The sequence below is a fragment of the Streptomyces ziwulingensis genome, from assembly GCF_039542605.1.
Taxonomy (GTDB): Bacteria; Actinomycetota; Actinomycetes; order Streptomycetales; family Streptomycetaceae; genus Streptomyces; species Streptomyces ziwulingensis.
This window is the reverse complement of the sequence record NZ_BAABIG010000001.1, coordinates 1-25,653: the sequence shown is the minus strand read 5'-3', so window position 1 is coordinate 25,653 and position 25,653 is coordinate 1. Positions and strand designations below refer to the sequence as shown.

Annotated in this window: 21 protein-coding genes, 2 pseudogenes and 2 CRISPR repeat arrays; of the genes and pseudogenes, 12 read left to right on the top strand and 11 right to left on the bottom strand. The window is 69.4% G+C overall.

What is annotated here, in order from left to right:
• Window positions 1-157: 157 nt before the first annotated feature.
• The 9 genes and pseudogenes from ABEB00_RS00115 to ABEB00_RS00075 all read right to left on the bottom strand — a co-directional run bounded on the left by ABEB00_RS00115 (window position 158) and on the right by ABEB00_RS00075 (window position 7,477).
• Window positions 158-424, bottom strand: coding sequence for a hypothetical protein (locus tag ABEB00_RS00115; protein ID WP_345616622.1), 267 nt, complete (start codon window positions 422-424; stop codon window positions 158-160).
• A gap of 656 nt (window positions 425-1,080) precedes the next feature.
• Window positions 1,081-1,419: pseudogene (locus tag ABEB00_RS00110) on the bottom strand (FUSC family protein); the annotation flags it as partial.
• Window positions 1,420-1,449: 30 nt separating this feature from the next.
• Complete coding sequence (locus ABEB00_RS00105; protein WP_345616619.1) at window positions 1,450-2,619, bottom strand: GNAT family N-acetyltransferase; 1,170 nt, start codon at window positions 2,617-2,619, stop codon at window positions 1,450-1,452.
• A 14-nt stretch (window positions 2,620-2,633) separates the two neighbouring features.
• Entirely contained in the window at window positions 2,634-3,170 is a 537-nt protein-coding gene (locus ABEB00_RS00100; protein WP_345616618.1) for a MaoC family dehydratase, read from the bottom strand.
• Window positions 3,167-4,030: an HpcH/HpaI aldolase/citrate lyase family protein gene (locus ABEB00_RS00095; protein ID WP_345616617.1), complete on the bottom strand. Its 864-nt coding sequence runs from the start codon at window positions 4,028-4,030 to the stop codon at window positions 3,167-3,169. The genes ABEB00_RS00100 and ABEB00_RS00095 overlap by 4 nt, the downstream gene beginning before the upstream one ends.
• The gene (gene dmpG / locus ABEB00_RS00090) at window positions 4,027-5,046 is read right to left on the bottom strand and encodes a 4-hydroxy-2-oxovalerate aldolase (protein ID WP_345616616.1); all 1,020 of its coding nucleotides are present in this window, start codon (window positions 5,044-5,046) and stop codon (window positions 4,027-4,029) included. Before dmpG ends, ABEB00_RS00095 begins: the two co-directional genes overlap by 4 nt.
• Window positions 5,043-5,924: an acetylating acetaldehyde dehydrogenase gene (locus tag ABEB00_RS00085; protein ID WP_345616615.1), complete on the bottom strand. Its 882-nt coding sequence runs from the start codon at window positions 5,922-5,924 to the stop codon at window positions 5,043-5,045. The genes dmpG and ABEB00_RS00085 overlap by 4 nt, the downstream gene beginning before the upstream one ends.
• A 23-nt stretch (window positions 5,925-5,947) precedes the next feature.
• Window positions 5,948-6,790: a 2-keto-4-pentenoate hydratase gene (locus ABEB00_RS00080; protein ID WP_345616614.1), complete on the bottom strand. Its 843-nt coding sequence runs from the start codon at window positions 6,788-6,790 to the stop codon at window positions 5,948-5,950.
• A gap of 3 nt (window positions 6,791-6,793) precedes the next feature.
• The gene (locus tag ABEB00_RS00075) at window positions 6,794-7,477 is read right to left on the bottom strand and encodes an NUDIX hydrolase (protein WP_345616613.1); all 684 of its coding nucleotides are present in this window, start codon (window positions 7,475-7,477) and stop codon (window positions 6,794-6,796) included.
• A gap of 396 nt (window positions 7,478-7,873) precedes the next feature.
• Between ABEB00_RS00075 and ABEB00_RS00070 the strand changes: the two genes are divergently transcribed.
• The 4 genes from ABEB00_RS00070 (at window position 7,874) to ABEB00_RS00055 (ending at window position 12,243) form a co-directional block, all read left to right on the top strand.
• A complete protein-coding gene (locus ABEB00_RS00070) occupies window positions 7,874-9,193 on the top strand; it encodes an NsdA family TPR-like regulatory protein (RefSeq protein ID WP_345616612.1) in 1,320 nt (439 codons plus the stop codon).
• A 1,160-nt stretch (window positions 9,194-10,353) separates the two neighbouring features.
• The gene (locus ABEB00_RS00065) at window positions 10,354-10,857 is read left to right on the top strand and encodes a lamin tail domain-containing protein (RefSeq protein WP_345616611.1); all 504 of its coding nucleotides are present in this window, start codon (window positions 10,354-10,356) and stop codon (window positions 10,855-10,857) included.
• 145 nt (window positions 10,858-11,002) lie between these two features.
• Window positions 11,003-11,398, top strand: a complete 396-nt coding sequence (locus tag ABEB00_RS00060) for a peptidase inhibitor family I36 protein (RefSeq protein WP_345616610.1) — start codon at window positions 11,003-11,005, stop codon at window positions 11,396-11,398.
• 173 nt (window positions 11,399-11,571) lie between these two features.
• Window positions 11,572-12,243: an HNH endonuclease family protein gene (locus tag ABEB00_RS00055; RefSeq protein WP_425586408.1), complete on the top strand. Its 672-nt coding sequence runs from the start codon at window positions 11,572-11,574 to the stop codon at window positions 12,241-12,243.
• Between the two features lie 39 nt (window positions 12,244-12,282).
• Here ABEB00_RS00055 and ABEB00_RS00050 read toward each other — a convergent pair.
• A pseudogene (locus ABEB00_RS00050) lies at window positions 12,283-12,736 on the bottom strand (ISAzo13 family transposase); the annotation flags it as partial.
• Window positions 12,737-12,778: 42 nt separating this feature from the next.
• Window positions 12,779-14,211: a CRISPR direct-repeat array (repeat unit 29 nt; unit sequence CGGAACACCCCCGCGTCGGCGGGGAGGAC).
• 189 nt (window positions 14,212-14,400) lie between these two features.
• Here ABEB00_RS00050 and ABEB00_RS00045 point away from each other — a divergent pair.
• Complete coding sequence (locus ABEB00_RS00045; protein ID WP_345616608.1) at window positions 14,401-17,241, top strand: HD domain-containing protein; 2,841 nt, start codon at window positions 14,401-14,403, stop codon at window positions 17,239-17,241.
• Window positions 17,242-17,376: 135 nt separating this feature from the next.
• On the opposite strand, the gene ABEB00_RS00040 is transcribed toward ABEB00_RS00045, so the two are convergent.
• A complete protein-coding gene (locus ABEB00_RS00040) occupies window positions 17,377-17,649 on the bottom strand; it encodes a hypothetical protein (RefSeq protein ID WP_345616606.1) in 273 nt (90 codons plus the stop codon).
• Between the two features lie 234 nt (window positions 17,650-17,883).
• On the opposite strand from ABEB00_RS00040, the gene casA reads away from it, so the two are divergent.
• The 7 genes from casA to cas2e all read left to right on the top strand — a co-directional run bounded on the left by casA (window position 17,884) and on the right by cas2e (window position 24,072).
• Window positions 17,884-19,479, top strand: coding sequence for a type I-E CRISPR-associated protein Cse1/CasA (gene casA / locus ABEB00_RS00035; RefSeq protein ID WP_345616605.1), 1,596 nt, complete (start codon window positions 17,884-17,886; stop codon window positions 19,477-19,479).
• Window positions 19,480-19,556: 77 nt separating this feature from the next.
• Window positions 19,557-20,186, top strand: a complete 630-nt coding sequence (gene casB, locus ABEB00_RS00030; RefSeq protein WP_345616604.1) for a type I-E CRISPR-associated protein Cse2/CasB — start codon at window positions 19,557-19,559, stop codon at window positions 20,184-20,186.
• The gene (gene cas7e, locus ABEB00_RS00025) at window positions 20,183-21,310 is read left to right on the top strand and encodes a type I-E CRISPR-associated protein Cas7/Cse4/CasC (protein ID WP_345616603.1); all 1,128 of its coding nucleotides are present in this window, start codon (window positions 20,183-20,185) and stop codon (window positions 21,308-21,310) included. Before casB ends, cas7e begins: the two co-directional genes overlap by 4 nt.
• Entirely contained in the window at window positions 21,307-22,098 is a 792-nt protein-coding gene (gene cas5e, locus ABEB00_RS00020) for a type I-E CRISPR-associated protein Cas5/CasD (protein WP_345616602.1), read from the top strand. The genes cas7e and cas5e overlap by 4 nt, the downstream gene beginning before the upstream one ends.
• On the top strand, window positions 22,095-22,745 hold the full coding sequence (cas6e, locus tag ABEB00_RS00015) for a type I-E CRISPR-associated protein Cas6/Cse3/CasE (protein WP_345616601.1): 651 nt from the start codon (window positions 22,095-22,097) through the stop codon (window positions 22,743-22,745). The genes cas5e and cas6e overlap by 4 nt, the downstream gene beginning before the upstream one ends.
• Before the next feature lie 56 nt (window positions 22,746-22,801).
• Window positions 22,802-23,755 (top strand): type I-E CRISPR-associated endonuclease Cas1e, encoded by a 954-nt coding sequence (cas1e, locus tag ABEB00_RS00010; protein WP_345616716.1) that lies wholly within the window; start codon window positions 22,802-22,804, stop codon window positions 23,753-23,755.
• Window positions 23,755-24,072, top strand: coding sequence for a type I-E CRISPR-associated endoribonuclease Cas2e (cas2e, locus tag ABEB00_RS00005; RefSeq protein ID WP_345616599.1), 318 nt, complete (start codon window positions 23,755-23,757; stop codon window positions 24,070-24,072). Before cas1e ends, cas2e begins: the two co-directional genes overlap by 1 nt.
• A 17-nt stretch (window positions 24,073-24,089) precedes the next feature.
• Window positions 24,090-25,643: a CRISPR direct-repeat array (repeat unit 29 nt; unit sequence GTCCTCCCCGCCGACGTGGGGGTGATCCG).
• Window positions 25,644-25,653: the final 10 nt, after the last annotated feature.

Genomic DNA, 25,653 nt, shown 5'->3' with positions numbered 1-25,653 from the left:
GGAACACAACATGGGAATCACCTGGCAGCTTGCATTTGGTGGTTCAGCCGAGGGAGGGGACGTCGGCATCGCGTGCCGGTAGGGGATCTGGTATCAGCTCAGAGACAGCGGCTGCCGCTTAGCGGCAGCCGCTGTCAGGCGTTGGACACCGACGGGGTTACTCGGTGCGGCGCACCCGCACATAGGTGAGCCCGCTGCGATCCCAGGCCGCCGCGGCCAGCACCGCGATCACCAACCTCGCGGGAATCGGCTCCGGCCAGACGGCGGCACCCGCGGTGACGCCGGCGGTCAGCGCCGTACCGAAGCGAAGCGTCAATGTGGTGACGCTCGCGACTCCGTTTTGCAGGACCGTCGAAATTGGAATGCTAATCTCGTGCGTTACCGGAAGGAAGCTTTCGATCTTCCGGCGGGCGTGCTGAATCATGCCCAGCTCCTCACATGGGTGTCGGTCTGGCACGTCTGGGAGGGCCCCGTCGCTGACTCCAACCAACTCGGGGCCCTTTCGCGCCTTCCAGCACGCTAATCGCCCTCCTCTCAGGATCACTGCTCGCGAAAATCGTGAAAACGGAAACGGACACTCCACCGTGAGGCGCACAGGACCTTTCAGAATGACCGAACTGAAACACGAAGGCGCCGCAGAATAGTCGATAAAGGTTGGTTTCCGATCATTACCGGAGAGAGACTCCTACCCGTACCGTGAAAACGCACCCCCGCCCCACCTGACAAGGTCACTCTTTCGGATGAAGTCGTGATCCACTCAGCTTTTAGGGGTGTGACCGAGATACACCCCAGAACGGCGAACCGTCGTTGGCAGCGTTGGCGATGACCTCGCGGCGGGCAGAGGGCTCCGCCCGAGCAGAGGTCACCCGGGTAGGGTGATGAGCTTCCGCCCCCAGGCGCCGCACGGCTCCTCCGCTCGCGCCGCCCGTCAGTCAGGGATGCGCTCCGCCGCACCAACAATTGCCGTGGCCCAGGACGCGTCCATCCTCATGCCAAGGCCCCGCTGAAGCTAGGGCCTGCTGTTCATGCAGTTCAGACGGCTGTCCTGATGCAGAGTTCAAGGATGGACTCTCCCGATACACGTCCGAACGATCGGGCGGCCGCATCCAATACGTCGGCGGCCGCGTCGAGCAGCTCCCGAGCGCGGTCCCTCCCAAGTCCCTCTGCTGTGGCGCCGGCGTCCGGGCCGGCGAGCGCGGCGATGGTCGGCAGAATGCGCTCGGCAAGTCCTCGCGGGCCTTGGAGGACGGTGGGGCGGGTGCGAGCCTGTGAGAACGTGACGGCGGCCGCGTCCTGGGCTGTCATCAGAGGCTCCGGGTCGTGCCGGAGCTGGCGGGCGCACTCCGCCACAGCGGGCAGGGCATCGACGAGTGCGTCACGGCGCGCCCTCCGTCGGGGGATCGGGAAAGGCAAGATCATCCATCATGCAAGATCATGCGCCGACAGAACCTAGAAGTGGTCGGGTAGCCAGGGCTCATGCTCCGTGGTGACGTGGATCAGTCCGGTGAGCGCTTCCTTCGATCTGGCGGTGATTCCAGCGAGGTGTGCTGAGGCTGCTGTGCGGTAGCCGCCGGCGTACCAGACGGCCAGTTGTCGGAGGGTGAGCCGGACTTCGCCTGCGGCATGTGTCTTGGTGAGCTGTCCGGCGCCGTCCTTCACTTTGAGCAGGTACCGGTCCCAGGTGCCGCCGTTCTCCCCTTCGATCTCCAGGGGCATGGTGATCTCGTCGGCGGCGGGCCATCCGCGCAGCCGAACCGCTTCCTGGGGGTCGAGGATGCGGAGCATCCACGGATGCCACGCTTCTGCTGTCGGCCGGTACCGGTGGAGGTTGTGCAGCAGCGCGGGGTAGGGAGGGAGCGCGGATCGCCGGAAGCGGATGGCGGGGGCGCGGGTGTGGTGGCTGGCGAGAAACGCCATCATGGCGGTGATGGCCTCCTCGTCGGCGGCCCAGAAGTCGTGCACGGTCAGCTCCATGCCGTGCCGTGCGCTGCGTTTCGTGGTGAGGGACAGCAGCCCGGTCGGGGACTGCTCCGGGCCGAACCGGTAGGTGGTGAGTTCCTGCTTGCGGTCCGTCCAGGCCGGCCACCACGGCGGGCGCAGCACAGCGCCGTTCCAGTGGCGGGCGAGGTGGCGTTGGATGTCGTCGGATTGCGGTGTCCGGCCGTGCGTGACGGGCAGCGCCGGCCGGGTGTAGGCCCGTTTGAGGTCGTCGGTGGCGATGGACCAGGCGAATACGGGGACGGGTGCCTCCCAGTGGAGCCGGCGGACGTATGCGCTGGAGGTCGTCCACAGTGTGGAGACCACCGCGCCCTGGTCGCGGAGGTGGCGGAGTCGTTCGGCGAGCATGTCGACGGAAAGCTGGGCGCCGCGTTCCTCGGGGGCGACACACCCGGCGCTGAGCAGGGCGGAGGGCACAGGTGCCCCGCCGAAGAACTGCGGGACCAGAAGGCCGAGGCCGCCGGCGATGACTTGTCCGTCGCGGAGGGCGACGCGGATGTCGGCGTGCTCGCGCAGGCGTGTGATGTCGCCGACGGGGTGGCCGTAGCTGCGGGTGGCGAGGGCGTCGTACTGGCTCCACAGTTCCTCGTCGGCCTTCACGATCTGGATCGTGTCAGGCATGTCGCCTCCCTCGTTCAGTAGTTGGTGCGGTCGCGGGCCGTCTCGGCGTCGACCGGGACGAAGAAGCTGCGGGTGAAGGTCATGACGGCCGTGCCGTCCTGGTTGTGGCCGGTGGTGCGGCAGGTGACGATGCCGGTGTCCGGGTGGCTGCGGGACAGGCGGCGGCCGGTGATCTCCGTCTGCGCGTAGAGGGTGTCGCCCACGAACACCGGGTGGGTGAAGCGGATCTCCTGGAATCCGAGGTTGGCGGTGGTCAGGCCGCTGGTGCTGCGTACGGTCATCCCGCCGACGATGTGGAGGGTGATGCTGCCGCACACCACGGGCCGGCCCCACTCGGTGCGGCTGCTGTAGTGGGCGTCGGTGTGGATCGGGGCGTCGTTGCCGCCGAGTGTGGTCATCAGGACGTTGTCCGCCTCGGTGAGGGTGCGCCCGGGCCGGTGCTCGATGACGAGTCCTTCGTGCAGTTCGTGGTAGCCCGGGCCGACCACTTCCCGGTAGCGGCCGGCGTTGATCAGCCGGTATCCCGCGGGCGCGGGAACGCCGGGGGTCACGCGCCCACCTCTCGTGGCGTGTGGGCCGCCGCGCGGGCCAGCAGGGCCTGGGCGGCTTTGACCATGGGCGGGCCGACCATCTGTTCCCCTACGCGGATGATGCGGCCCCCGGCGTCCGCGGCGGCGGCCACGATGGCGCGGGCGGCGGTGATCTGCGCGCCGGTGGGGGTGAACACGTCGGTGACGATGGGGATCTGGTCGGGGTGTACGCAGCACTTCCCGGTGAAGCCGAGGTCCCTGGCCCGTTCGGATTCGTGCCGTAGCGCGTCCAGGTCGTCCAGGTCGAAGAACGGGGAGTCGATGGCGTGGATGCCTGCGGCGGCGGCGCTGGTGACGAGCGCGGACCGGGCGTGCAGCACGGCTTCCCATGCCTGGGAGCAGCCAGTGGCGGTCGCGTAGTCGGCGGTGCCGAACACCAGGCCGGCGATGCGGTCGGCCCGTGCGATCGAGGGCAGTTCCTCAAGGGCGCGCGGGGTCTCGATCAGGGCGTACAGGTGTGGCGTGTAGCCGGGTGCGTCGAGGGCCCCGGCGGCGATCTCGATGTCCCGGGCGGACTCGGCCTTGGGGATCAGCACGAGGTCCGGCCGGGCCGGGTAGTCGGCGATGGCTGTCAGGTCGAGGATGCCGTCGCGGGTGGTCGGAGAACTGATCCGCACCCCGCGCACGGGGCCGGCCGCTGCCGGGGTGGTGAAGAACGCGGCGGCGTTCTGGCGGGCCTGCGGCTTTGCCGCGGCCGGCACGGAGTCCTCCAGGTCGACCAGGGCGACGTCCGCACCGCTGCGGTGCGCGGCCGGGAAACGGGCGGAGCTGTGGCCGGGCGTGATGAACCACACCCCGGCCGGGGCAGGTGTCCGCGTCATCGGCTCGCCCTCTGCTCGGCCAGGGTGCGGGCCACGTCCGGGATGAGGTCCTCCTGCCCGGCGATGGCCCGGCGCCGGCCGAGTTCGGCGAAGATGTCCCAGGGGTGCACGCCCTCCTGCTCGGCGGCGGCCAGGACGGGCCTTTTGAAGCCGGAGAACACGCCGGCCAGCCCGGAGGCGAGGCTGGTGGAGTCGATCACCGGCGGTGCGGGCATCAGCGTCTTCTCGGCGAGATCGGCCGCGTCCGCCAGGCGCCGCAGGTCGATCCCGGTGCGGTGGCCGTAGCGCTCCAGCACGGCCACGAGGACTTCGAGCTGGGTGTTGCCCGCGCCGGCCCCGAAGCCTCGCGCGCACGCGTCGATCGTGCGGGCGCCGGCCTGGACTGCCGCCACCGAGTTGGCCACGGCCATACCGAGGTTGTTGTGCCCGTGGAAGGCGACCGGCACGTGCACCGCGGCGGTGATGGCGGTGATCCTTTCGGTGACGTCGGCGGGCAGGTAGTGGCCGGCGCTGTCGAAGACGCACACCGCCTGCGCGCCGTAGCCGGCCATCAGCGGGCACTGCTCGGCCAGGTCGCCGGGGCTGGTCATGTGGCTCATCAGCAGCACCCCGTGGGCCTCGGCGCCGAGTTCGCGGATGACGCCCAGGTGGCGTTCGGTGACGGTGGCCTCGGTGCAGTGCGCGGCAACCCGCACGATGTCGACGCCGTGCCTGATGGCGGTGTGCAGATCGGCGGTGGTGGCCCAGCCGGGCAGCATGAGAGCGGCCAGCCTGCTGCGGGTGAGGGCTTCGCGGGCCGTGGCGAGCATCTCGTCATCGCTGAGCCTGCCGTGGCCCACTTGAAGGGAGGATGCTCCGAGGCCGTTGCCGTGGCCGACTTCGACCACGGGGACACCGGCCGCGTCGACGGCGGCGGCGTAGGCGCGTATCTGCTCGCGGTCGAGCTGGTGCCGTACGGCGTGCTGGCCGTCGCGCAGTGTGGGGTCGTGGACGGTCACCTGGGCCGGTGCGGTCATCGGGCGATCTCCTTCGGCGCGAGGGCGTGCTGCTCGGCGGTGTGGATGGCGGCGGCGCTGAGCACTTCGAGGTTTCCGGCGTGTACCGGCATGCGGCCGCGGGTGGTGGTCACCTCCGCGATCACGCGGATGATGTCGTCGGTGACGGTGCACGAGGTCACCCGGTAGCCGGGCACCATGGTCCGCATGGCGGTCGCGGCCGTTTCCACGATGGTGCTGACCGGGTTCTGCTCCACGCCGGGGGCCACCATCGTCATCGTGATGCGGAACGGCTGCGGTGGTGTGGCCGCGGAGATGTTGAGCATCGTCTTGACGGCGGGGGTCCGCGTGAACTGGCGGATGGCGCCCTGGGTCGTCTCCACGTACTGGTCCAGGTTGAGGCGGCTGGCCCGGCCCACACTGACGCTGGCGGCGGTGGCCACCATCTCCACGTACTGGGGCCGGTAGTGCTGGGCGAGGGCGTGCAGGACGGGGATGGCGGCCTGCCCGCCGCAGGAGATGAGGCCGATGTGCTGGTGTTCGGCTGCCTGGGTGCCGTTCACGGTGGGCACGATCAGCGCACTGCTGCGTGTGGGGGTCAGGTCGATCAGGACCGCACCGGTGCCGGCGAGCCGGCCCCAGTGTTCCGGGTGCTCGAAGGCGTTGGTGGCGTCGAAGACGATGTCGAAGGACTGTCCCGATCCGAGCAGCGCGGTGACGCCGCCCGCGGCGGTGGCGCAGCCGAGGCCGGCGGCTTGGTCCAGTCCGCGGCTGTGGCGGGTGCGGCCGACGACGAGCCGGCAGTTCAGATGCGGGGAGTGCCGCATGCGCTCGACAAGGTCGAGGCCCAGCAGTCCGGAACCGAGGACGGCCGTGTTCAACACGGTGTTCGCAGGCATGTGTGCTCCCTGAAGGCGGTGGGTCAGAGGGCCCGCACTTGGACGGCGGGGAGCCGGGTGGAGGTGGCCCGGAAGGTGGTGCCAGGGGTCAGCGGGAGACTGGCGTGTACGGAGCCGGCCAGGATGATGTCGCCGGCGCGCAGGGTGGTGCCGAGGCCGGGCAGGCGGTGTGTCAGCCAGGACAGGGCCTGAAGCGGGTCGCCGAGGATGTCGCGTCCCTCCCCTCTCGCGACCGCCGTGCCGTCCGCCTCTGCCGTGATCTGCTCTTGGGCAAGATCCCACGATGGGGTGAAGGAAACAGGGCTGCCGGTGATGACGCCGGCGCATGCGGCGTTGTCGGCGATGCTGTCGACGAGCGTGATGTTCCAGCTTCTGAAGTGGGTGTCGAGGATCTCGAAGGACAGGAACACCTCCGCCACGGCCTTGCGGACGGCGTCCGGGCCGCAGGGCCGCGCGATGTCGCGGCCGAGCCGGAAAGCGATCTCCGTTTCGATCCGCGGGTTCATGAAGTCGGCCGAGCGCAGCCGGGCCCCGCTGGCGGCGACCATCCGGTGGATAACAACCCCGGAGTCGGGCTCGTGAATGCCCATCTGCTTCTGCATGGCGGCCGACGTGAGACCGATCTTGTGACCGGCGATCCGGGCCCCCTGCGCGACCTGCTGCCGCACATTGATCTGCTGGATCCGGTAGGCGTCCGGCAGGGACAGGCCCGGAACGCGTTCGGACAGCAACCGGACCGGGGTGCGGGTGCGGGCGGCTGCGGCCAGTTCCTGGGCCAGACCGGCGAGCACCTCCTCGCCCACCGCGGAGCCGGTCCCTCCCGCTGCGGCCGGATGCCGGGTACCGCTCTGGGACTTGGCCGTCATCTGCTACCTCCTCAAGTGATCGGTCGGCCTGCTCGCTGTATGGCGCGCGGCGAGCACCGGCAGGAAGTCGGCGCTGCGGCCGCCGAGGCCCGCCACGTCGCCAGCCGACCGGATGAACGCGAGGCGGTCCAGCTCCGGAGTGCGGCCCTGGGCCCTCTCGGCGGCCACGAGCGCCGTGTACTGCTCGCCCAGCGCCTCGGCCGGGCAGGCCGGTGCACGGAAGTGCACGCCCACGTTGCCCTTGTCGCCTCGGGTCACCGCCCACAGCTCCATGTCGCCGCAGGGGACGTTGTGCCCGATCTCCTCGGCGAGTTCGCGGGCCGCGTGGCGGCGCAACGCCTCCATGTCCAGAGCAGCGCCCGTCTCAGGGGGTTCGATCGTCCCGCCGGGAAGTTGCCAGCGGCCGGGAGCCGCCGTGGACGACGCCATGCGCCCCACCAGCAGCCGGCCGTCATCCGTGGGCTGAGCCACCGACACGAACACCGACGGCGCGGACACCGCATGGACAGGGTCCAGGCGCAGGACGTACAGGCGGTAGGTCGCCCGGTACCAGGTCACCAGCAGCGTGTCCGAACTCTTCCGCTCCAGCCCCGCACACACCACCGTCGGCCCGTCGAACAGCGCCGGATTCGCGGCGACAGCCTCCTCCCACCCGCGCGTCATGGCCACGATCTGCTCGTCAGTCAACGGAGGCGGAGCTGTCTCCCTCAGGAGCAGCCGGCGGACTCCAGGAAAAGCAACCGCGGCTGCGGGGAACTTCGGTTGGGTGGACATCGAAACCTCCTGATGGGCGCCCTGCGGGCAAGGCTGATCGAGAACGCGGAACACGGGTACGGCAGCGGGCCCCAGACCGTACCCGCCGCCCAGGGGCACCGCGCACCGGAACCGGCCGCCTGAGAAGAGGCCGCCCCGCGAACCAGTCCCCCTCCTCGGCCCGGATGAGGACGGCGGCCGTGGGTGGACCGCCAGGACGAGAGTGCGCTCACCCGTTCGACGCCGTCCACCGCCCGAGGGGGGTCCCGAGGGGGTCCCGTTACCGCAAAGGAGTCACCGGCCCTCGCGCTGAGTGATTCGATGGAATGCGTGGACGAGACCACCCCGCACCCTCTGATCGTGGCGCGCCTCGCGGCCGAGATGACCATGGAGGAATTCGTCTCCGGAATCCGTGCCGCGGCCGCGCGGCGCGGTCTGCGCTCAGGTACGGACGAGGCACGGGTACGCAAATGGCAACGCGGAGCCGCGCAGCCCAGCGAGGAATCCCAGGTCTACATCGCCGAGGCCCTGGGCTGGCCCGCGGACATCGTCCGGGCCGACGACTGGCCGAACTGGCTGCCGCTCACCACCAACGGCGTCGTCCCGCTCGGCCCGCGCAGCTCCGTGCCCGCCCTACGAGAGGCATTCCGAACAGCGATGCAACGCCGCACGTTCCTCACCATCTCCAGCACCGCGCTGTCCGCCCTGGCCGCAGACTGGGCAGCCCTCCCCGGCGACGCACTCGCACAGGCCCACAACGGCAAACCGATCGGCGAGGAACTCCTCTCCTTCCTGGAAACTTCCGCGCAGCACCTCACCGGCCTCGCCACCGAACAACGACAGCACACCGCAACCCTGCTGGCCGCCCACCTGGCCACAGTGACCGACCTCCTCGAACACGGCCACTACACGCCCGCGTCAGCACTGCGCCTGCACACCCTGGCCGCCTCTCTGGCACAGACCGTCGCATGGCACCAGTTCGACCAAGGCCGCCACACCCACGCCAGCCAGCACTGGATCGCCGCACTGCACAACGCACACGCGGTCCAAGACCACGACATGGGCGCCGGCCTTCTGAGCGATCTCGCCTACCAGGCCACCTGGCGCCACGACCACACCACAGCGGCCACCATCCTCAACCGGGCCCTGATGCGCGCCGAGAACCCGGCCGCCCGCTGCCTGCTCCAACTACGACTCGCCCGCACCATCGCAGCCCGCCGCGACCCGAGCGACCGCCACACCGTCCTGCGCGCCCTCGCCGCAGCCGAACAGCACCTCACCGACGCCGGCACCGACCGGCCCGCCTGGTGCGCCTGGATGTCCGAAGCCGACCTCGCCGTGGACACCGGCCAAGCCCTCCTGGACCTCGGCGACACACACCGTGCCCACCAACTGATCACCGAAGGCGAGTCGCTGCTGCCCGCGGCCCGGGACAAGACCCGCGGCGTCTTCCTGGCCTACCGGGCCACAAGCTACCTCGATCAGAAAGAACCCGAACCCGCAGCGGAAGCCGCCACCCAGTCCCTGCTCCTGGCCCGCCGTATCGGCGCCCCTCGCTGCATCAGCCTCATCGACAACCTCCTGCCCCGCTTCCAGCCGTACCACCGGGCCCAAGGCGTCGGCGAACTGCTGCAACTCGCTGCCTCATGAGCGGGCGGAACCCGGCCGCGCAAGGCCGGACGTGTCCGGTCTCCGCCCACTCTCCTTGCCACCCTGCTGTTCCCCTTCAGCCTGACGACAGCCGTCAGTAACGAACCCGGTACGAGAGGACCGCCACCTCACACGAAGCAACGGCCACACTCGCACCACCTCTGCTGTGGGCAAGACCGGTCGGAAGGCGGCCCCCAAAACCTGCACAACCGATCTGAGTGCTCAGCTTGACTCCGTCGGGGACTGGAAGGGGTTCTCCGCTCACCTGACCGAGACCTGTGCTCCCGACAGCCCCAACGTGATCACGGACGTGGCCACCACCGCGGCCACCACCCACGACAGCAAGGTCCTGCCCGGCATCCACACCCGCCTGGCCCGTCGCGGACTGCTGCCCGCCGAGCACCTGATCGACGCTGGCTACACCTCCCTGCGCCACCTGGAACAAGCCGCCCGTGACCACCAGGTCACCGTCTCCGGGCCGCTGAACAGCAACCCCACCCGCCAGCACCGTCGGAACGAGGGCTTCGCCCGGGACGACTTCCACATCGACTACGACCGCCAGCAGGTCACCTGCCCCCAGGGACAGGCCAGCGCCGGCTGGCACGGCCCCTACCCGACCTCCTCACCCACCGCAGCCCCGCTGATCGTGGCCAGTCGCTTGCCGAACCCGCGCCATTTGGCAGTGCTGGTACGTTCCGGCTTTGTCAGGGCCGCTCCCGCCCTCCCCGGCACCACCCGGATCAGGCTGCCCTCAGCCGCACTGACCTACTGCGACAGGCCAGAGGTGATGGTCCACCTCCACTCGAACCACAGCGCCTCACGGCGCAATCAAGATTCCCGACAGCGTCAGGCACTGAACGGCACCGGCACAGCACCCGCGTCTGCCCACTGGCGAGTGCCGTGCCGGGAGAAGCAGTCACAGACGTGCACGGCCACGAACAGGTCACCGGAGGTAACCTGCCCGCCGGGCCGCCGAGTTCACGGACCCGAACTTCCTGCTCTGCGCACACACGGGAGCGAACCGACAATTGGCGGGGGTTTCGCGACCGGCGCCACACCCGCCGCCCCCTCCGCAGGAGCTTCACTCACTCCCCTCGCCGTGATCACGCTTTCGGTATGCTCCGAGACGCTCCATTCGCACCACCGAGGGGGGAATCCTCATGCAGATCCGCCGTACCCTGACCACCGCCGCGACCACGGCTGCCGTCGCCGCGCTCGGCCTCGCCGCGGCCGCCCCCGCGCAGGCCGCGGAGTACACCTCCGCGCTGAAGATCAAGGGCGTGCAGTACGACGCCCCGGGCACGGACTCCAACAAGTGCTCCGGCGGCAACACCAAGAACGAGTACCTGGCGATCAAGAACTACTCGAAGACCAAGAAGGTGAACCTCAAGGGCTACGTCGTCAAGGACGCCGCCGGCAACTCGTTCACCTTCAAGGCCGGCCACACCCTCGAGCCCGGTGACTACGTCAGCCTGCGCGGCGGCAAGGGCACCGACTCCGACGCCAAGAACGTCGTCTACCGCCAGAACTGCAACTTCATCTGGAACAACGACAAGGACACCATCTACCTCCACAAGCCCGGCGGTGCCCGCGCCGACGTGCACTCCTACACCAAGAAGACCGACGACCGCGACGGCAACGGCTACATCAGGTACCACGGCTGACCCGCGGTGAGGCGACGGCTGCCCGCCGCTCGCGCAGCGCGGCCGGCGGGCGGCCGGGCGGGCGGGGGCGCTCTCCTTCGATGGAGTGAACCCGCGTGCATGCCTGTCCGGCCCGTCCACGGCAGCCGGTATCTGTGGTGCCGTGATGAAAAACGTGATGCGTGCCGCGGCCGTCGCCTCCCTCGCCGTCCTCCCGGTGACCGCCCCGGCGTCCGCTTCCAGCGAGACCAGCACAACGCGCGCGGCGATCGACTGCCCGGACGGCTACGTCTGCATCTACCCCGAGATCAATTTCGGCGGGCAGCCCTGGGTGCGGCGGGCAGTGGACGGCAGCGTGAAGGACCTGCCCTCCGCGATCCGGGACCGCGGCAGCTCGGTCCGCAACAACTCCGACCGCACCGCCCGCGTCTACGAGAAGCGCAACCACGCCGGCCGGTGGGTGTGCGTGACCCGAAGCGGCGGCTCCATCCATGACCTGCGCGGCTACAACCTCAACGACCAGACCCGCTCCCTGAAGATCAACCGCGACGACTGCGGCTGACCCCCAGCGTCACCCCGCGCCCGGGACCGGCCACCGGCAGCGCAGCGCGCCCCCGGCAGTGCGTGAGCCCGGGGGCGTTCGTCTGACTATCCGCCCCCGCGGGTGAACCTGTGCGGAATGCGGTGTGTCCGGGCCTCGCCGGCCGTTACGAAGATCTGGACCTGTCGGATCTTCTGCAAGAGGTGACCGTGCGTATCCTCGCCACTTTCGCCACCGTCGGTGCTGCCCTCGCCGCGCTCATCACCCCCGCCCACGCCGCTGACCCCGGCACGACCAGCACCCTGCCCGTGCGTTCCCTCCTGGAGGCCCTGCCCGTCCGGGAGGAGACCGGTGCGGGATACGACCGCGGGGCGTTCCGTCACTGGACGGACGCGGACAAGGACGGTTGCAGCACGCGTGTCGAGGTCCTCCTGGAGGAGGCCGTCAACGCCCCCGTGCTGTCCGGGCGTTGCACCCTGACCGGCGGCACCTGGTACTCCCCCTACGACGACACCTACGTCGACGGCGCCCGCGGCCTTGACGTCGACCACCTGGTCCCGCTGAAGGAAAGCTGGGATTCCGGCGCCGGCACCTGGTCGGCGGCCGAGCGCGAGGCATACGCCAACGACCTCGACGACCCCCGCGCGCTCATCGCCGTCACCGCCAGGTCCAACCGCAGCAAGTCCGACCAGGACCCCGCCACCTGGCAGCCCCCGGCCGAGGCATACCGCTGCAAGTACTTCTCCCACTGGGTGACCGTCAAGACCCGCTACAGCCTCGCCATCGACCCCGCCGAACAGGAAGCCCTCACCCAGCTCGCCGGCCAGTGCCCCAACGAACCCGTCACCGTCGAACACGCACGCTGACATACCCGAACCAGTGGACCTGTCCTGCCGGCAGGCCCACTGGCTGTCGGTGACCTTGATGTCGGTGTCGTAGGTGACCGGGTCGAGTGCGGCGTGGACGGTCCCCGGTGCGGGTCGTGGTCGCCGCGGTGCTGTTCACGACGACGTCGTGGCTGGTTAGCGGGCGACCGCGCCAGTTCATGGAGATGTGGGAGAACAGCCGGTGCTCGATCTTGTTCCACTTCGAGGTGCCCGGCAGCATGTGGCAGACCATGATGTCCAAACCTGTCTCGGCGGCCAGGGCGGCGAGTTCCCTCTTCCAGGCGCGGGTGCGGTAGCCGATGGACCCGCCCGCGTCCGCGGTGATCAGCAGACGGGTGGCGGCCGGATAGTCGTGCCGGCCCCGGGCCTGCCACCAGCAACGGATGGAGGCGGCGGCGAACGCGGCGGTGTCGTGATCAGTGGCGACTCTGACCCAGCCGGTGTTCGCGGCGATGTCACAGATCCCATACGGCGGGGAGGACGAAATCCTTCCCATCCAAATCAAAACCGGATTCGGGACACCCCCGCGTCGGCGGGGAGGACTGGTGCGACCAGACCCGCACCAACCCCTACGACGGAACACCCCCGCGTCGGCGGGGAGGACGGCCGGACGGGCTTGGGCCGGCTCGCTGCGATCGGAACACCCCCGCGTCGGCAGGGAGGACCCGCTGCCGGTCCCACGAGTCGTAGATCGCGCCGGAACACCCCCGCGTCGGCGGGGAGGACAACCCCCAGCCCAGGAGGACCTCCCGGACGGACGGAACACCCCCGCGTCGGCGGGGAGGACGGCGAGGGTGTCGGGGTGGACGTACCAGCCGTCGGAACACCCCCGCGTCGGCGGGGAGGACTACTGGCTGGCCTTGCCGAGCATCGCCGCGAGCGGAACACCCCCGCGTCGGCGGGGAGGACTATCGCTCAGACGGCAAGCACCGGACGAAGAACGGAACACCCCCGCGTCGGCGGGGAGGACGGCATGGGCTACTCCTTCACGTCGAATCCGTGCGGAACACCCCCGCGTCGGCGGGGAGGACTCCTGCAGGAACTCGCAGCCCAGCTCCGCCGACGGAACACCCCCGCGTCGGCGGGGAGGACGCCTCCACGACAGTCGTCTGTTCACGCGCCGCGGAACACCCCCGCGTCGGCGGGGAGGACCTCCAGGGCAAGGCGCAACAGCTCCGGCCGATCGGAACACCCCCGCGTCGGCGGGGAGGACATCTCCAGCTCGTACCGGGACACGCCCTCCGCCGGAACACCCCCGCGTCGGCGGGGAGGACGACTCGCGGCGCTCGCGGGCGTCGTCCAGCGTCGGAACACCCCCGCGTCGGCGGGGAGGACCCAACGGCATAGCGGATGACGAACTGCGGCGGCGGAACACCCCCGCGTCGGCGGGGAGGACGCCGAACTGCCCCCGGTCGATGGCCAGGCCGACCGGAACACCCCCGCGTCGGCGGGGAGGACGCTCCGGAAGGGGAAGTGACCATGAAGACGTCCGGAACACCCCCGCGTCGGCGGGGAGGACGATGCCGTCCTGGGCAACGTGCCGTACGGCAACGGAACACCCCCGCGTCGGCGGGGAGGACGGTGTCCCGCTCCGCGTCCGGCTCCTCGTCGCCGGAACACCCCCGCGTCGGCGGGGAGGACAAGTCAGGCTGGTGCTCCAGCTCCCCGTGCTGCGGAACACCCCCGCGTCGGCGGGGAGGACACCGGTCCGCAGCGGATCGCCTCGACCGCGCGCGGAACACCCCCGCGTCGGCGGGGAGGACCTCGCGCCTCCACACGTCGAACGGCATCCTCCGCGGAACACCCCCGCGTCGGCGGGGAGGACTCGTCCTGGAGCTGGAGGTCGCCGGGCATGAGCGGAACACCCCCGCGTCGGCGGGGAGGACGTCGTGACCGCCCACGCCCGCGCCGTCTGCGCCGGAACACCCCCGCGTCGGCGGGGAGGACCCTTTCTGACCTGCATCTCAAGAGAGGCTTTGCGCCTTCTTTGCCTTGCAGGGAACGCTGTGGCGTGACATACAGGACTGCACGTCGTCACCTTATCGGGGTGGGTGGCTGCAGCACTGCCGGCAGAGAGTGGTCGGATGCCGGTTCCGGCGGCGGTGCCTGTCCATAGGCTGGGATGGAGGCTGGGGGATGGCGAGGGAATGGGAAACGCCGGATGAGTCGGTGTGGGGGAAATCAAGGGGGCTGGACCCGGGGCTGCCGCCGTATCCGCTGATCAGACATCTGCTGGATGCTGCCGCGATGGCGCTGCACCTCTGGGATGCGTACTTGTCCGAGAACCAGCGTGTACGGATCGCCGAGGGAATGGGGCTGGCGGCCGATCTGGGACGTGCCCGGGCGGTCGTCGGGTTGTGTGCCGGTCTGCATGACATCGGCAAGCTGTCAGGGTTCCAATTCTGCTCTTCGCACGGGAGCCAGTACCTCAGCGCAGAGCTGCGCGGTGATCGCGCGAAGATGAGCACGGAGCGGTTCGGGCATGACGTGGTCGGCCTGCAGAGTGTGAAAAGGGTGCTGGCGGATCTGGGCCTTGCCGCCGAAGGGGAGTTTCGAGCCGCAGAGCGGCTGGCCGAGGTCATCGGCGGTCACCACGGGCGCTTTCACCGCGTCGAGAACGGCATCGCTCCGGCTTTTCTCGGTGGGACCACCTGGGCGCGGCAGAGGGCTGCGCACGCAGCCACGGTGTGCGAGTTGCTGGGGGCACCAGGTGTCCCAGGGGCGTTCAAGGCTCCGACCGCGGTACTGGTGACGGGGATGGTCATTCTTGCGGATTGGCTGGTCAGTCAAGAGGGCTATATTCGGGAACGGCAGCGAGGGCTTGAGCCGGCACTGGCGGATCATTTCGAGCGTTCCCGGAAGGATGCGCCCCGTCTGCTGGCCGAGGCCGGGCTGACGCGGGTGCAATTGCAGCGCAGGGGGTTTACGGAGGCGTACGGCATTCAGGGCGAGCCGAATCCGCTGCAGCGGTCCGTGATGGACGAGCTGCGACTGGCCGTGGGTGACGGGCGTCGCGGCGGCGTCTTCCTGGTCACCGCGGCCCCGGGGGACGGGAAGAGCGAAACGGCTCTGGAGGCCGAGCGGGTTCTGTCCCAGGCTTTCGGTACGCAGGGGTACGTGTTCTTGCTGCCGACGATGGCTACCAGTGATCAGATGCATGGACGAGTCGCGCATGCGTTGCTGCGTCAGTGCGGTGAGGATGCCGGGCTAACTCTGGTACACAGTATGGCCTGGTTGGACAGCGCTTATGCCGACGAGGACCTGGGTGTGCAGAGCGTGCTGACCGGTGAGGGTGACGAGGCCGGGGAGAGGGGCCGGAGGCCGGAGGCCGACATGCGGCCGCAGCGGTGGCTGCGCGGGTCCAAACGGCCGCTGCTGGCCCAGTTCGCGGTCGGTACGATCGACCAGGCCCTGATGGCGGTACTGCCGGTGCGGCACAACGCTCTGCGGTTGCTGGCGTTGTCGGGCAAGACGTTCATCGTTGATGAAGCCCATGCCTATGACCCCTACATGCAGGTGTTGTTGGGTCGGCTACTGAACTGGCTCGGGGCGTACGGGGTGCCGGTCGTTCTGTTGTCGGCGACGTTGCCCGCGTCGGTCAGCGACCGACTGATCAAGGAGTACCTGCAGGGTGCCGGTCACAAGTCGCGGGTCTTGAGCAGCCGGACGTTTCCGGCGCCCTATCCCGGTTGGCTGTATGTGGACGGGGAGAGCGGCCGGGCGACTGCGATTTCGTCCGCTCGTCAGGGTGAGCAGGCCCGGGCACGGGCCATGGAACTCGGTGTCGCGGTGGAACCGGTCGTCCACGGTTCGGGGGGTGGGGCCTGGGCTCGGCTGGGAGTTATCGAGCGGATCGTGACGCCGCTTTGCGGAGACGAGGGCGGCACCGCGCTCGTGGTGTGCAACACCGTGGGAGACGCGCAGGACACCTACCTCAGGCTCCGGGAGCGGTTCGACATGCGCTCCCATGACGAGGGTGGGAGCGTGCAGTTGCTGCATGCCCGTTTCCCCGGGGAGGTGCGCGAGGCCCGCACGCGGGAGGTGACCGAAGGGCTGGGGCGCGGGGGGCCGCGTCCGCTGCGCCGGATCGTCGTGGCCACCCAGGTCGTGGAGCAGTCACTCGATCTCGATGCGGACATCGTCATCAGCGACCTCGCTCCTTTGTCCCTGTTGCTGCAGCGGGCCGGACGGTGCTGGCGGCACGAGAATCACTGGGCCCGGCACGGCTATCCCGACGGTCGTGGCCGCCCGGCCTGGGCGAGTGGGCCGCGTCTTGTGGTGCTCGACCCGATCGCGGGCGGCGGCAGGGTACCGGAGCAGTGGGGTGAGGTGTATTCCGAGTACCTCTTGGCCACCACCTCAAAAGCTCTCGCCGGGATCGAGGGCGGGACCATCTCCATTCCGCGCGGTGTGCAGCCCCTGGTCGAGGCCGTGCATGGGGACAACGAGGATTTCGACTGGAACAGTCCGGGCGGCAGCGAGGTGAAAGTCTGGACGGCTCACAAGGGCAAAGAGGTGGCGGAACGCAGCATGGCCGGCCTCCTGGCCGTCCCGCGTGCGCGGAGCGTTTCCGCGTTGCACGATCTGCATGATCTGCCCGGTGAAGAGGATGAGTGGGAGGTGTCCACCAGGCTCGGCGCCGACTCGGTGCGGCTGTTGTGCGCGTACGTTCAACAGGACGGTCGAGTGACCTTGGACCTGGAGGGCGAGCACCTTCTGCCTGAGGCTGCGTCGGACGGCAGGTTTCCGGTCTCGTCCGTGCGGCAGGTGATGCGTCGCACCATTGCTATCCGCTCCGACTGGGTCAAGGAAGCAGACCCCGAGAGTGTCGCCCCGCCGAGGTCATGGACGGAGCACCCGATGCTCGGAGAGCTGTGTGTTCTTCACCAGCTTGTGCAGGGCGGGACCGCCCAGGCGATGAAGATCGGCGGCAAGACGCTTCGTCTGGACAAGGATCTCGGGCTTGTCCGTGAGTAACCGAGTTCCGTCGAGCGCCCCCACGTCGGTGGGGAAGGCGGAGGACTGAGCGCCCCTCCCTGCTCCTCGACTGAAACACCCCCGCTTCGGCAGGGGGGTGGCCCTCGAAGAGTGCCGAGGGCCATTTCGCGGAGATTATCGGGACAGGCGGCGGTGCGCCTCAGCAGTCCCCAGCAGCAAGGCGCTGCACGATGCGACCGTGGCCGGGTCAGGACGCATGCCGATCACGATCACGATGACGGCCACCACAAGCACCCAGGGTGCTGCAGCGATCCAGGGGACGGGAGGCGCCGATTGCAAGGTTATCCTCATGGCTGTGCCGCTCAATCCCGTTGTGAGATCGGCGTGTTGAGGAGGGTTGTAGCCCGCCCGAGACGGTGTGAGCAAGTCGATCTTCTTCGTCGTCACCCTTATATCCTTATTTCCCTCCTTAGTCTTCGACCTTCCAATTTCCCTCCTTAGTCTTCGACCTTCCAGGGAGTAGGTACGCACACGGTTCGGAGGTGCTCTACTGATCCTGCGTCCACCGGAAGTCGGTTCCACTGTCAGTGGTGGCTGCTTCAATGTCGGGACGCCGGAAGCAGGGCTTCTGGGGGACCGTGTTGTGCCCAAGTGCCGTCTGGAGCTGGGGCGTCGGAGGGGATGTTCGTGAGTGGGGGATTCGATCTGCGGGTCGAGCCGTGGATTCCTGTGCGTCTGCTGGCCGGTGAATCGGTGTGGGTGGGCCTGTGCGAGTTGTTCAGGCGAGCGCATGAGATCGAGGACTTGGAGGTTCCGGTGCCGCCAGCGGCGGCGGGCCTGTTGCGGGTTCTGGCACCGATCGCGGCGAGGATCGCCGCCGCCGATGACGACCGGCTCGACGATCCGGACGTTGCGGAGGACATCGACGACTGGTTCGATCTGCGCGAGCGGGTCCTGAAGGTCGGCCGGTTCGATCCGCGGGCGGTTGACGCCTACTTCGGCCGGGAGGACCTGGGACGCCGGTTCGATCTGTTCCATCCCGAACGGCCGTTCCTGCAGGATCCGCGGCTGCGTACGGAGTGTGTGGACCCGAAGGGGGCACCGAATCCGTCGGGAGTCAACAAGCTCGTGATGGGTCGCCCCACAGGAGTCAACGGGGCGGTACTGTTCGGGCATTTCACCGACACCACGCCCATGCCGGTACCGGCCGCCGAGGCCGCTTGGCACCTGATCTCACAGTTGTACTACGGGCCGTCGGGGCAGTGCACACCCCGACGGATCACCGCTGAGCGGGTCGGCAGCAGTGACGCGGCCCCGCTACGCAAGTCCGTTTCCTACTTCCCGTGGGGACCCGACCTGTTCACCACGCTGGTGCTGGCCGTGCCGAGCCCTCAGGCCGAAGCCGACTGGGAGGCGCAGGACGCGTGCCCGTGGGAAGGGGATCTCAACACCCCCCTGGAGCCGTTGCCGCCGATCACGTGGCCGGGCCGGATGCTGACCGGACGATTCCGTCATGCCGCGTTGCTCGTGCCCTCCGAGGACGGCCGGACGGTGACCGACGCCTACCTGACCTGGTCGACGCACGAGCCGCCGCAGAAGGTGCGTGACCCGTATCAGATCCTCGACCGACGCAAGGACGGGGATTTCCAGCCGCGGGAGGCTGACGGAGCTAGGGCCTTGTGGCGAGACCTCGACTCACTGCTTCTGAAAGACAGCCGTCAGGACGCCCGGCGCCCCCCGTCCCTCGAGCACCTGCCCGGGTGGCTGCTGCCGCGGCTGCGGGTGCGCGCCTACGGCTTCGACCAGGACGGGCAGCAGAAAGACAGCGTCTGGTTCCGGGCGACGAGTCCTCAGATCCTGCAGTGGCAGGAGGAGAACGACGCGGAGATGGCCTATTACGTCAAGCGCTGCCACGCCGCCGCGGAAAGAGCGGGTGACCGGCTGGACTTCGCGGCGAGAATGGCCTGGAAGATCGCCACCGACGCCGGTGTCGACCTCTCACCGAAGGCCAGGATCAAGCTGGACGCCCGCAGACCCGGCCCGTGGACATCTGCCGCGCTGACCCGTTACTGGCCGGCCGCAGAGAAGGAGTTCTGGCATCTGACCGATGCCGGCCTCGCCACGGACCGAGTCGACAAGCCGTTCGTCGACGCAGCTCTCGCCGCTCTCGACGACGCTATCGGCCAAGCCAACCGTGCGGACATCCGCGTAGCGCGCGCCCGTCATCGCGCCCGCAGCCTGATTCTCGCACTGCTGCAGACGCCCTCAGCCGACTAGAAGCATTCGGCTGTGCCCACGCTGACGCGGTCGGCGTTTCGTCAACCACCCCTTTCCCGTAGCACCAGGGATGTCTCATGACCGATTCCACACCGGCGGCGCCTGCTCCGCCGGTCTCCTCGCCCGTCCGCGTCTCGGACCGGTTCATCGCTTACGTGCACCAGGTGTGCGAGTCCAATCAGGCCCGTGCCGCCCTGCGGCGCGGACTCGGGCTGCCGGTGGAGCGGTGTAACCACATGCACCGTTACCTGGTGCCGTGGCTGCGCGACCACGACGATCCGCACCATGCCGATGTGCGGCGGGCGTACTACGCGGTGGCCTCGCTGATCGCCGCACGTCCCCGCTCGGCCCGCGACACCACGCCCGGCCACGGCGGGTCCCTCTCCTGGTACGAGCGGTCTAATCTGGGCGCTTCGCTCGGCCAGGCCGTCGCCGCGGGCGTGTTGAAGGAGAACTCCGCTGAAAGCGCTCTGCACCTGATGACCCGGCAGAGCAGTGACGCCGTGCACCCGGGGCTGCCCGCCCTCGTCCGCCAACTCCTGTTAGGCGGCGTCGCGGTCGACTGGGCGGTCCTCCTGGAGGACCTCGCCTGGTGGAACCGCAGCCGCGACCGCATCGCCACCCGCTGGCTCGAAAGCTACTTCCGCACCGCCGACGGCACGACCGATCCCGCCGGCTCTGACCCTGCCCAGGAGAACGACCGATGACCCTGTACCTGGACCTGAGCGCCCTGCAGTCGGTGCCCGCCGCCAACCTCAACCGTGACGACCTCGGCTCCCCCAAGCAAGTGCGCTACGGCAACGCCTTCCGCATCCGGGTCTCCAGCCAGTCCTGGAAGCGGGTCATCCGGCTCGGTGTCGAGCAGGATCTCGGGGAGCGGGCCGCCCGCACCCGACTGGTGCCAGCAAAGGTGCAGCGCACGCTTGAGAAAGCTGGCTGGCCCACGGAGCTGGCCGCGTTCGCCGGAGCGCAGGTCGCCGCGAGCGCCGGGAAGAAGGGTATCGGCACGGAGTCGGCCGGCCACACCTCGGTGCTGCTGTTCCTGCCGGAGGCGGCCATCGAAGAGCTGGCCACCGTGTGCGCCGAGCACCGCCAGGCCCTGGAGGCGACCCAGGGTAAGAAGAAGCCCGGCCAGGTCCTGCCGCCCGAGCGGATCGAGGAGATCCTCAAGCGACGCACCGCCTCCATCAGCCTGCTGGGCCGCATGCTCGCCGAACTCCCCAACGCAAACGTGGACGGGGCGGCCCAGGTCGCCCACGCGTTCACTACGCACGCCGCCGAGCCGCAGCGGGACTACTTCACCGCCGTCGACGACTGGCTGGGCGAAGCCGAAACCGGCAGCGGTCACCTCGATACCGCCGAGTTCAGCGCCGGCGTCTTCTACCGGTACGCGACCGTCAACATCGCCGACCTACTGAAGAACCTGGAAGGCGACGCCAAGGCCGCCCGAACCGTGCTCAGCTCCTTCGCCGAGCACTTCCTGCTCTCCCTGCCGCAGGCCAAGAAGAACAGCACCGCCCCGCACACCGTTCCGGACCTGGCCTACCTCGCCGTGCGGGAACACCGGCCGCTCTCCCTGGCCGCGGCCTTCGAGACCCCCGTCACCGGCGACCGGCACGGCGGCTTCTCCCAGCCCTCCCGCCAGGCCCTCGCCACCTACGCCGGCAACCTCAACCGCCTCCTCGGCAACCGCAACCGCCGCTTCCACGGCCACACCGTCATCGACCCCGCCGAGAAGTACACCGGCCTCGGCACCGCCCACGACTCTTTCGACCATTTGATCGACGCCACCGTCGAGGCTGCCGTGCCCGCCGCGCAGGACCAACAGTGAGCGGGCTCCTGCTCCGCCTGGCCGGACCTCTGCAGTCCTGGGGTGAACGCTCCGTGTTCACCCCAGTGCGGGACACCGCTCCCTTCCCGACCCGCTCCGCACTGATCGGCATGTTTGCCGCCGCCGAGGGAATCGGCCGCGACGAGGCAGACCCGGACCACTACAGGGACCTGCGGCTCACCGTGCGCGTGGACCGGCCCGGCCTCCGGATCGTCGACTACCACACCGTCGGCGGCGGATTCCCCAAGGACCGCACCGCCGCCACCAGCGGAGGCAGCAACAAAGGCGCCGCTGTCATCACCCGTCGGCACTACCTGTCCGACGCGGTGTTCGTCGTCGCCGTCACCGCAGCCGACGAAACCCTCACGCGCCTGGCGGACGCCCTGAGCCGCCCGCACTGGGCACCGTACCTGGGCCGCCGCTCCTGCGTCCCCGACGAGCCGTTCCTCCTGCGCCGCCACGTCGACGACCCCGAGGAAGAACTCCGCGCCCGCGTGCCGCTCAGCCGCACCGCACCGCGAGGCAAGGACGGCAACACTCAGGAAACCGGGACGATCACCGTGGAATTCCTCCACGAACAGCCACCCGGCGACGCGAACGAAGAGACTGCGCCGGCCGACGTGATCGACGTGAACGACATGCCGGTGAGCTTCGCCCAGCACAACCGCAGCCACACCGGCCGCCGCCTGCACCGCACCCTACTCCCGGTCCCCGGCTCCCTCGCAGGCTCCCCGGAGACCCTGATGCAGCGCCTGATCGACTACGTCCGCCTCGAGGAAAGCGCATGAACGACTACCCGGTGCTCGCACGCATCCGCCTCAACCCGCACAGCCGCGACGTGCAGCGCGACCTGCGCGACGCCACCCAGATGCACCGCACCGTCATGCGGATGGTCCCCGACGGCCTAGGCGACGCCCCCCGCCACAAGGCCGGGCTGCTGTACCGCCTGGACGAGACCGATACATCCAGCACCCTCCTCGTCCAGGCCACCAGCCTCGACACAGCCCGCTTGCCCACCGGATACGGCCAAGCCGACGTCAAAAGCCTCACTCCGATGTTCACCGCACTGCGCCAGGGACTCGGCATCCGCTACCGCATCGTCGTCAACCCGGCCAAACGGGAGCGGCTCTCCCTGGAGGAGAAGGACAAGCGAGGACCGATCGTGCCGCTCTCCGGCACGGACGCCGACCAATGGTGGCTGCGCCGCGCCGCCGAAGCCGGCCTCGACCTTCACGTCCTGGCCCCCACCAGCGTGGAACCGGCCCGCCCCCGCGGGCAAAACACACCCGGCATGCGGCACAGCCTCCTGCGTTATGACGGCACCGCCTCCGTTACAGATCCCGACGCCCTCCGCGACGCCGTCATCCGCGGCATCGGACGCGGCAAACCGTACGGCGCGGGCCTGCTCAGCCTCGCCCCGGCAACAACCACGTGAGCGCCCCACGACGGGGCGGCGACGCGCGAAGACGGCTGGCCGCCCCCACCCTGACCATGCTCCCCCGCGTCGCGGACTCACTGTCCTTCCTCTACCTCGACATGGTGCGCGTCGTGCAGGACGACACCGGAGTGTGTGCACAGATTCAGGTCGACGAACACCGCACCGACCTCGTCTACCTCCCCACGGCCGCCCTCTCCTGCCTGCTCCTCGGCCCAGGCGTATCCATCACCACCCCGGCCTTGACCACCCTCGCCCGCCACGGAACCAGCGTCGTCTGCGTCGGAGCCGGCGGCGTCCGCGCCTACGCGGGCATTCTCCCGGACTCCCTCACTACCCATTGGCTCGAACAACAGGTCGCAACGTGGGCCGACTCGACGCAGCGCCACGACATCGCGGTTCGCATGTACCAGATGCGCTTCAAGGACACCGACGTACCGCAATCCGTCACTCTCAACCAACTACGCGGTATGGAAGGCCAGCGCATGAAGGCCCTCTACAAACTCCTCGCCCAACAGCACGGCATCGGACGCTTCCGCCGCAACTACCGGCCCGACCAATGGGACAGCCAGGACCCCGTCAACCTCGCCCTCTCCGCCGCCAACACCTGCTTGTACGGCGTCGTCCACGCCGCCCTGCTCGCCCTCGGACTCTCACCGGCCCTCGGCTACGTCCACGCCGGCACCCAGCACGCCTTCGTCTACGACATTGCCGACCTCTACAAAGCCGACATCACACTCCCCCTCGCCTTCGCGCTCCACAGCTCCGAAAACCCCGAGCAGGAAGCCCGCCGCCGCTTCCGCGAGGACCTCCGGCTCCTGCGCCTCCTGCCCCGCATCGTTCAGGACGTCCAGACCCTGTTATCCCCGCCCCACGTCCACGCCACCACAGCCGACGACGACACCGACGAGGAACACTTCGAACGGCGTGACGTGAAGATGGTCCACCTCTGGGACCCCAAAACCGGAGCGCTCCCAGCAGGCGTCAACTACGCCGACGGAGGCGATTGATGCCCTCCATGGTAGTCATCGCCACTACTGCGGTCCCCGACCACCTGCGCGGCGCTCTCAGCCGATGGACCAGCGAGGTAGTACCCGGCATATTCGTCGGCAGCGTCTCCGCCCGCGTCCGCGACGAACTCTGGCACGCCGTCACCGAAGTCGTGGGCAACGGCGCCGCCGTCCTCGTCCACCCCGCCGCCACTGAACAGGGATACGCCATCCGCACCGCAGGGACGCGCCGCCGCGTCCCCGCCGACTTCGACGGCCTCACCCTGATCCGCATGACCGCCGCACCAAAGGTAAAGAAAATGCAAACCCCCTCTTAAAGCGCAGGTCAGGAAGAGTCCTCCCCGCCGACGTGGGGGTGATCCGCAGGCGCCGACCCTGCCGATGCGACGGGCCAGGTCCTCCCCGCCGACGTGGGGGTGATCCGGTCGCCGCGGGCTCCGTGCTGGCCTACCTCGCGTCCTCCCCGCCGACGTGGGGGTGATCCGACTCCGGTCCATGGCCGACCGGCTGGCCGGTGGTCCTCCCCGCCGACGTGGGGGTGATCCGTACGTCACGACGTCGCCCCGATCCACTCCAGCGTCCTCCCCGCCGACGTGGGGGTGATCCGCCTCCCAGTTCGGGCTCGCCTCCCGCCGTGAGGTCCTCCCCGCCGACGTGGGGGTGATCCGCCGCGGGCACTGCTCGCACCCCGCCGCACCACGTCCTCCCCGCCGACGTGGGGGTGATCCGATCGATCCGCGCGGCCCGGTCGATGGCTACGGGTCCTCCCCGCCGACGTGGGGGTGATCCGTTCGAGGAGCCCCCCGCCGAACTGACCTGGTAGTCCTCCCCGCCGACGTGGGGGTGATCCGACCCTCGCCTTCCCGGCCGGGGACCCGCGCGTGTCCTCCCCGCCGACGTGGGGGTGATCCGTTCTTCGCCTTCTGGTCTCCGTCCGCATCGCGGTCCTCCCCGCCGACGTGGGGGTGATCCGGTGAGTGGTGGACTGTCGAATACCGGGTGTCGGTCCTCCCCGCCGACGTGGGGGTGATCCGCCGTCTACCAGGACCGTTCGGGTAACGAGGTCGTCCTCCCCGCCGACGTGGGGGTGATCCGGCGGTCAAGTCCTTGGTCGAGGCCGGGGAGGTGTCCTCCCCGCCGACGTGGGGGTGATCCGTCCACCGTTCTGGCAAAGAGGGAGAAGCCGTGGTCCTCCCCGCCGACGTGGGGGTGATCCGCCGTCAAGAAACCTTGACCGATTGTCTCTTTCGTCCTCCCCGCCGACGTGGGGGTGATCCGCTGGGCTGGAGTTGCAGCAGCAGGTCTTGCAGGTCCTCCCCGCCGACGTGGGGGTGATCCGCTCATGTCGATGGCCCGCACGAAGAGGGACCTGTCCTCCCTGCCGACGTGGGGGTGATCCGAGGGCACCTCGGTGGTGGAAGTGCCGCCCAAGGTCCTCCCCGCCGACGTGGGGGTGATCCGCTCATCGATGCGCACAGCGAGCAGTTTCCTCCGTCCTCCCCGCCGACGTGGGGGTGATCCGCACCTCTGGCGCGGCACCGCTGTGACCGTCCGGTCCTCCCCGCCGACGTGGGGGTGATCCGCCCGCGGCGTTGGTGACGGTCGACTGCCCGGTGTCCTCCCCGCCGACGTGGGGGTGATCCGGCCCGCGACCAGGACGGAGAGGACGTCTCCGAGTCCTCCCCGCCGACGTGGGGGTGATCCGGAACTGTCGCCCCGCCTCGGCTGGGCCGTCCGGTCCTCCCCGCCGACGTGGGGGTGATCCGCCGCTCGCGCAGGGACGGCAGCGGAGACGTCCGTCCTCCCCGCCGACGTGGGGGTGATCCTGGTACCTGGTGCCGCCGGGCCTCGCCATCGCCGTCCTCCCCGCCGACGTGGGGGTGATCCGGAATGCGCTA

What these genes read in the sequence shown, in the direction of transcription:
- cas1e (WP_345616716.1), top strand. Translation starts at nt 22,802, where the DNA reads ATGCTCCCCCGCGTCGCGGACTCACTGTCCTTCCTCTACCTCGACATG.
- ABEB00_RS00080 (WP_345616614.1), bottom strand. Translation starts at nt 6,790, where the DNA reads ATGACGGCCAAGTCCCAGAGCGGTACCCGGCATCCGGCCGCAGCGGGA.
- ABEB00_RS00065 (WP_345616611.1), top strand. Translation starts at nt 10,354, where the DNA reads ATGCAGATCCGCCGTACCCTGACCACCGCCGCGACCACGGCTGCCGTC.
- cas7e (WP_345616603.1), top strand. Translation starts at nt 20,183, where the DNA reads ATGACCCTGTACCTGGACCTGAGCGCCCTGCAGTCGGTGCCCGCCGCC.
- ABEB00_RS00045 (WP_345616608.1), top strand. Translation starts at nt 14,401, where the DNA reads ATGGCGAGGGAATGGGAAACGCCGGATGAGTCGGTGTGGGGGAAATCA.
- cas6e (WP_345616601.1), top strand. Translation starts at nt 22,095, where the DNA reads ATGAACGACTACCCGGTGCTCGCACGCATCCGCCTCAACCCGCACAGC.
- casB (WP_345616604.1), top strand. Translation starts at nt 19,557, where the DNA reads ATGACCGATTCCACACCGGCGGCGCCTGCTCCGCCGGTCTCCTCGCCC.
- ABEB00_RS00095 (WP_345616617.1), bottom strand. Translation starts at nt 4,030, where the DNA reads ATGACGCGGACACCTGCCCCGGCCGGGGTGTGGTTCATCACGCCCGGC.
- ABEB00_RS00060 (WP_345616610.1), top strand. Translation starts at nt 11,003, where the DNA reads ATGAAAAACGTGATGCGTGCCGCGGCCGTCGCCTCCCTCGCCGTCCTC.
- ABEB00_RS00105 (WP_345616619.1), bottom strand. Translation starts at nt 2,619, where the DNA reads ATGCCTGACACGATCCAGATCGTGAAGGCCGACGAGGAACTGTGGAGC.
- dmpG (WP_345616616.1), bottom strand. Translation starts at nt 5,046, where the DNA reads ATGACCGCACCGGCCCAGGTGACCGTCCACGACCCCACACTGCGCGAC.
- casA (WP_345616605.1), top strand. Translation starts at nt 17,884, where the DNA reads ATGTTCGTGAGTGGGGGATTCGATCTGCGGGTCGAGCCGTGGATTCCT.
- ABEB00_RS00115 (WP_345616622.1), bottom strand. Translation starts at nt 424, where the DNA reads ATGATTCAGCACGCCCGCCGGAAGATCGAAAGCTTCCTTCCGGTAACG.
- cas2e (WP_345616599.1), top strand. Translation starts at nt 23,755, where the DNA reads ATGCCCTCCATGGTAGTCATCGCCACTACTGCGGTCCCCGACCACCTG.
- ABEB00_RS00085 (WP_345616615.1), bottom strand. Translation starts at nt 5,924, where the DNA reads ATGCCTGCGAACACCGTGTTGAACACGGCCGTCCTCGGTTCCGGACTG.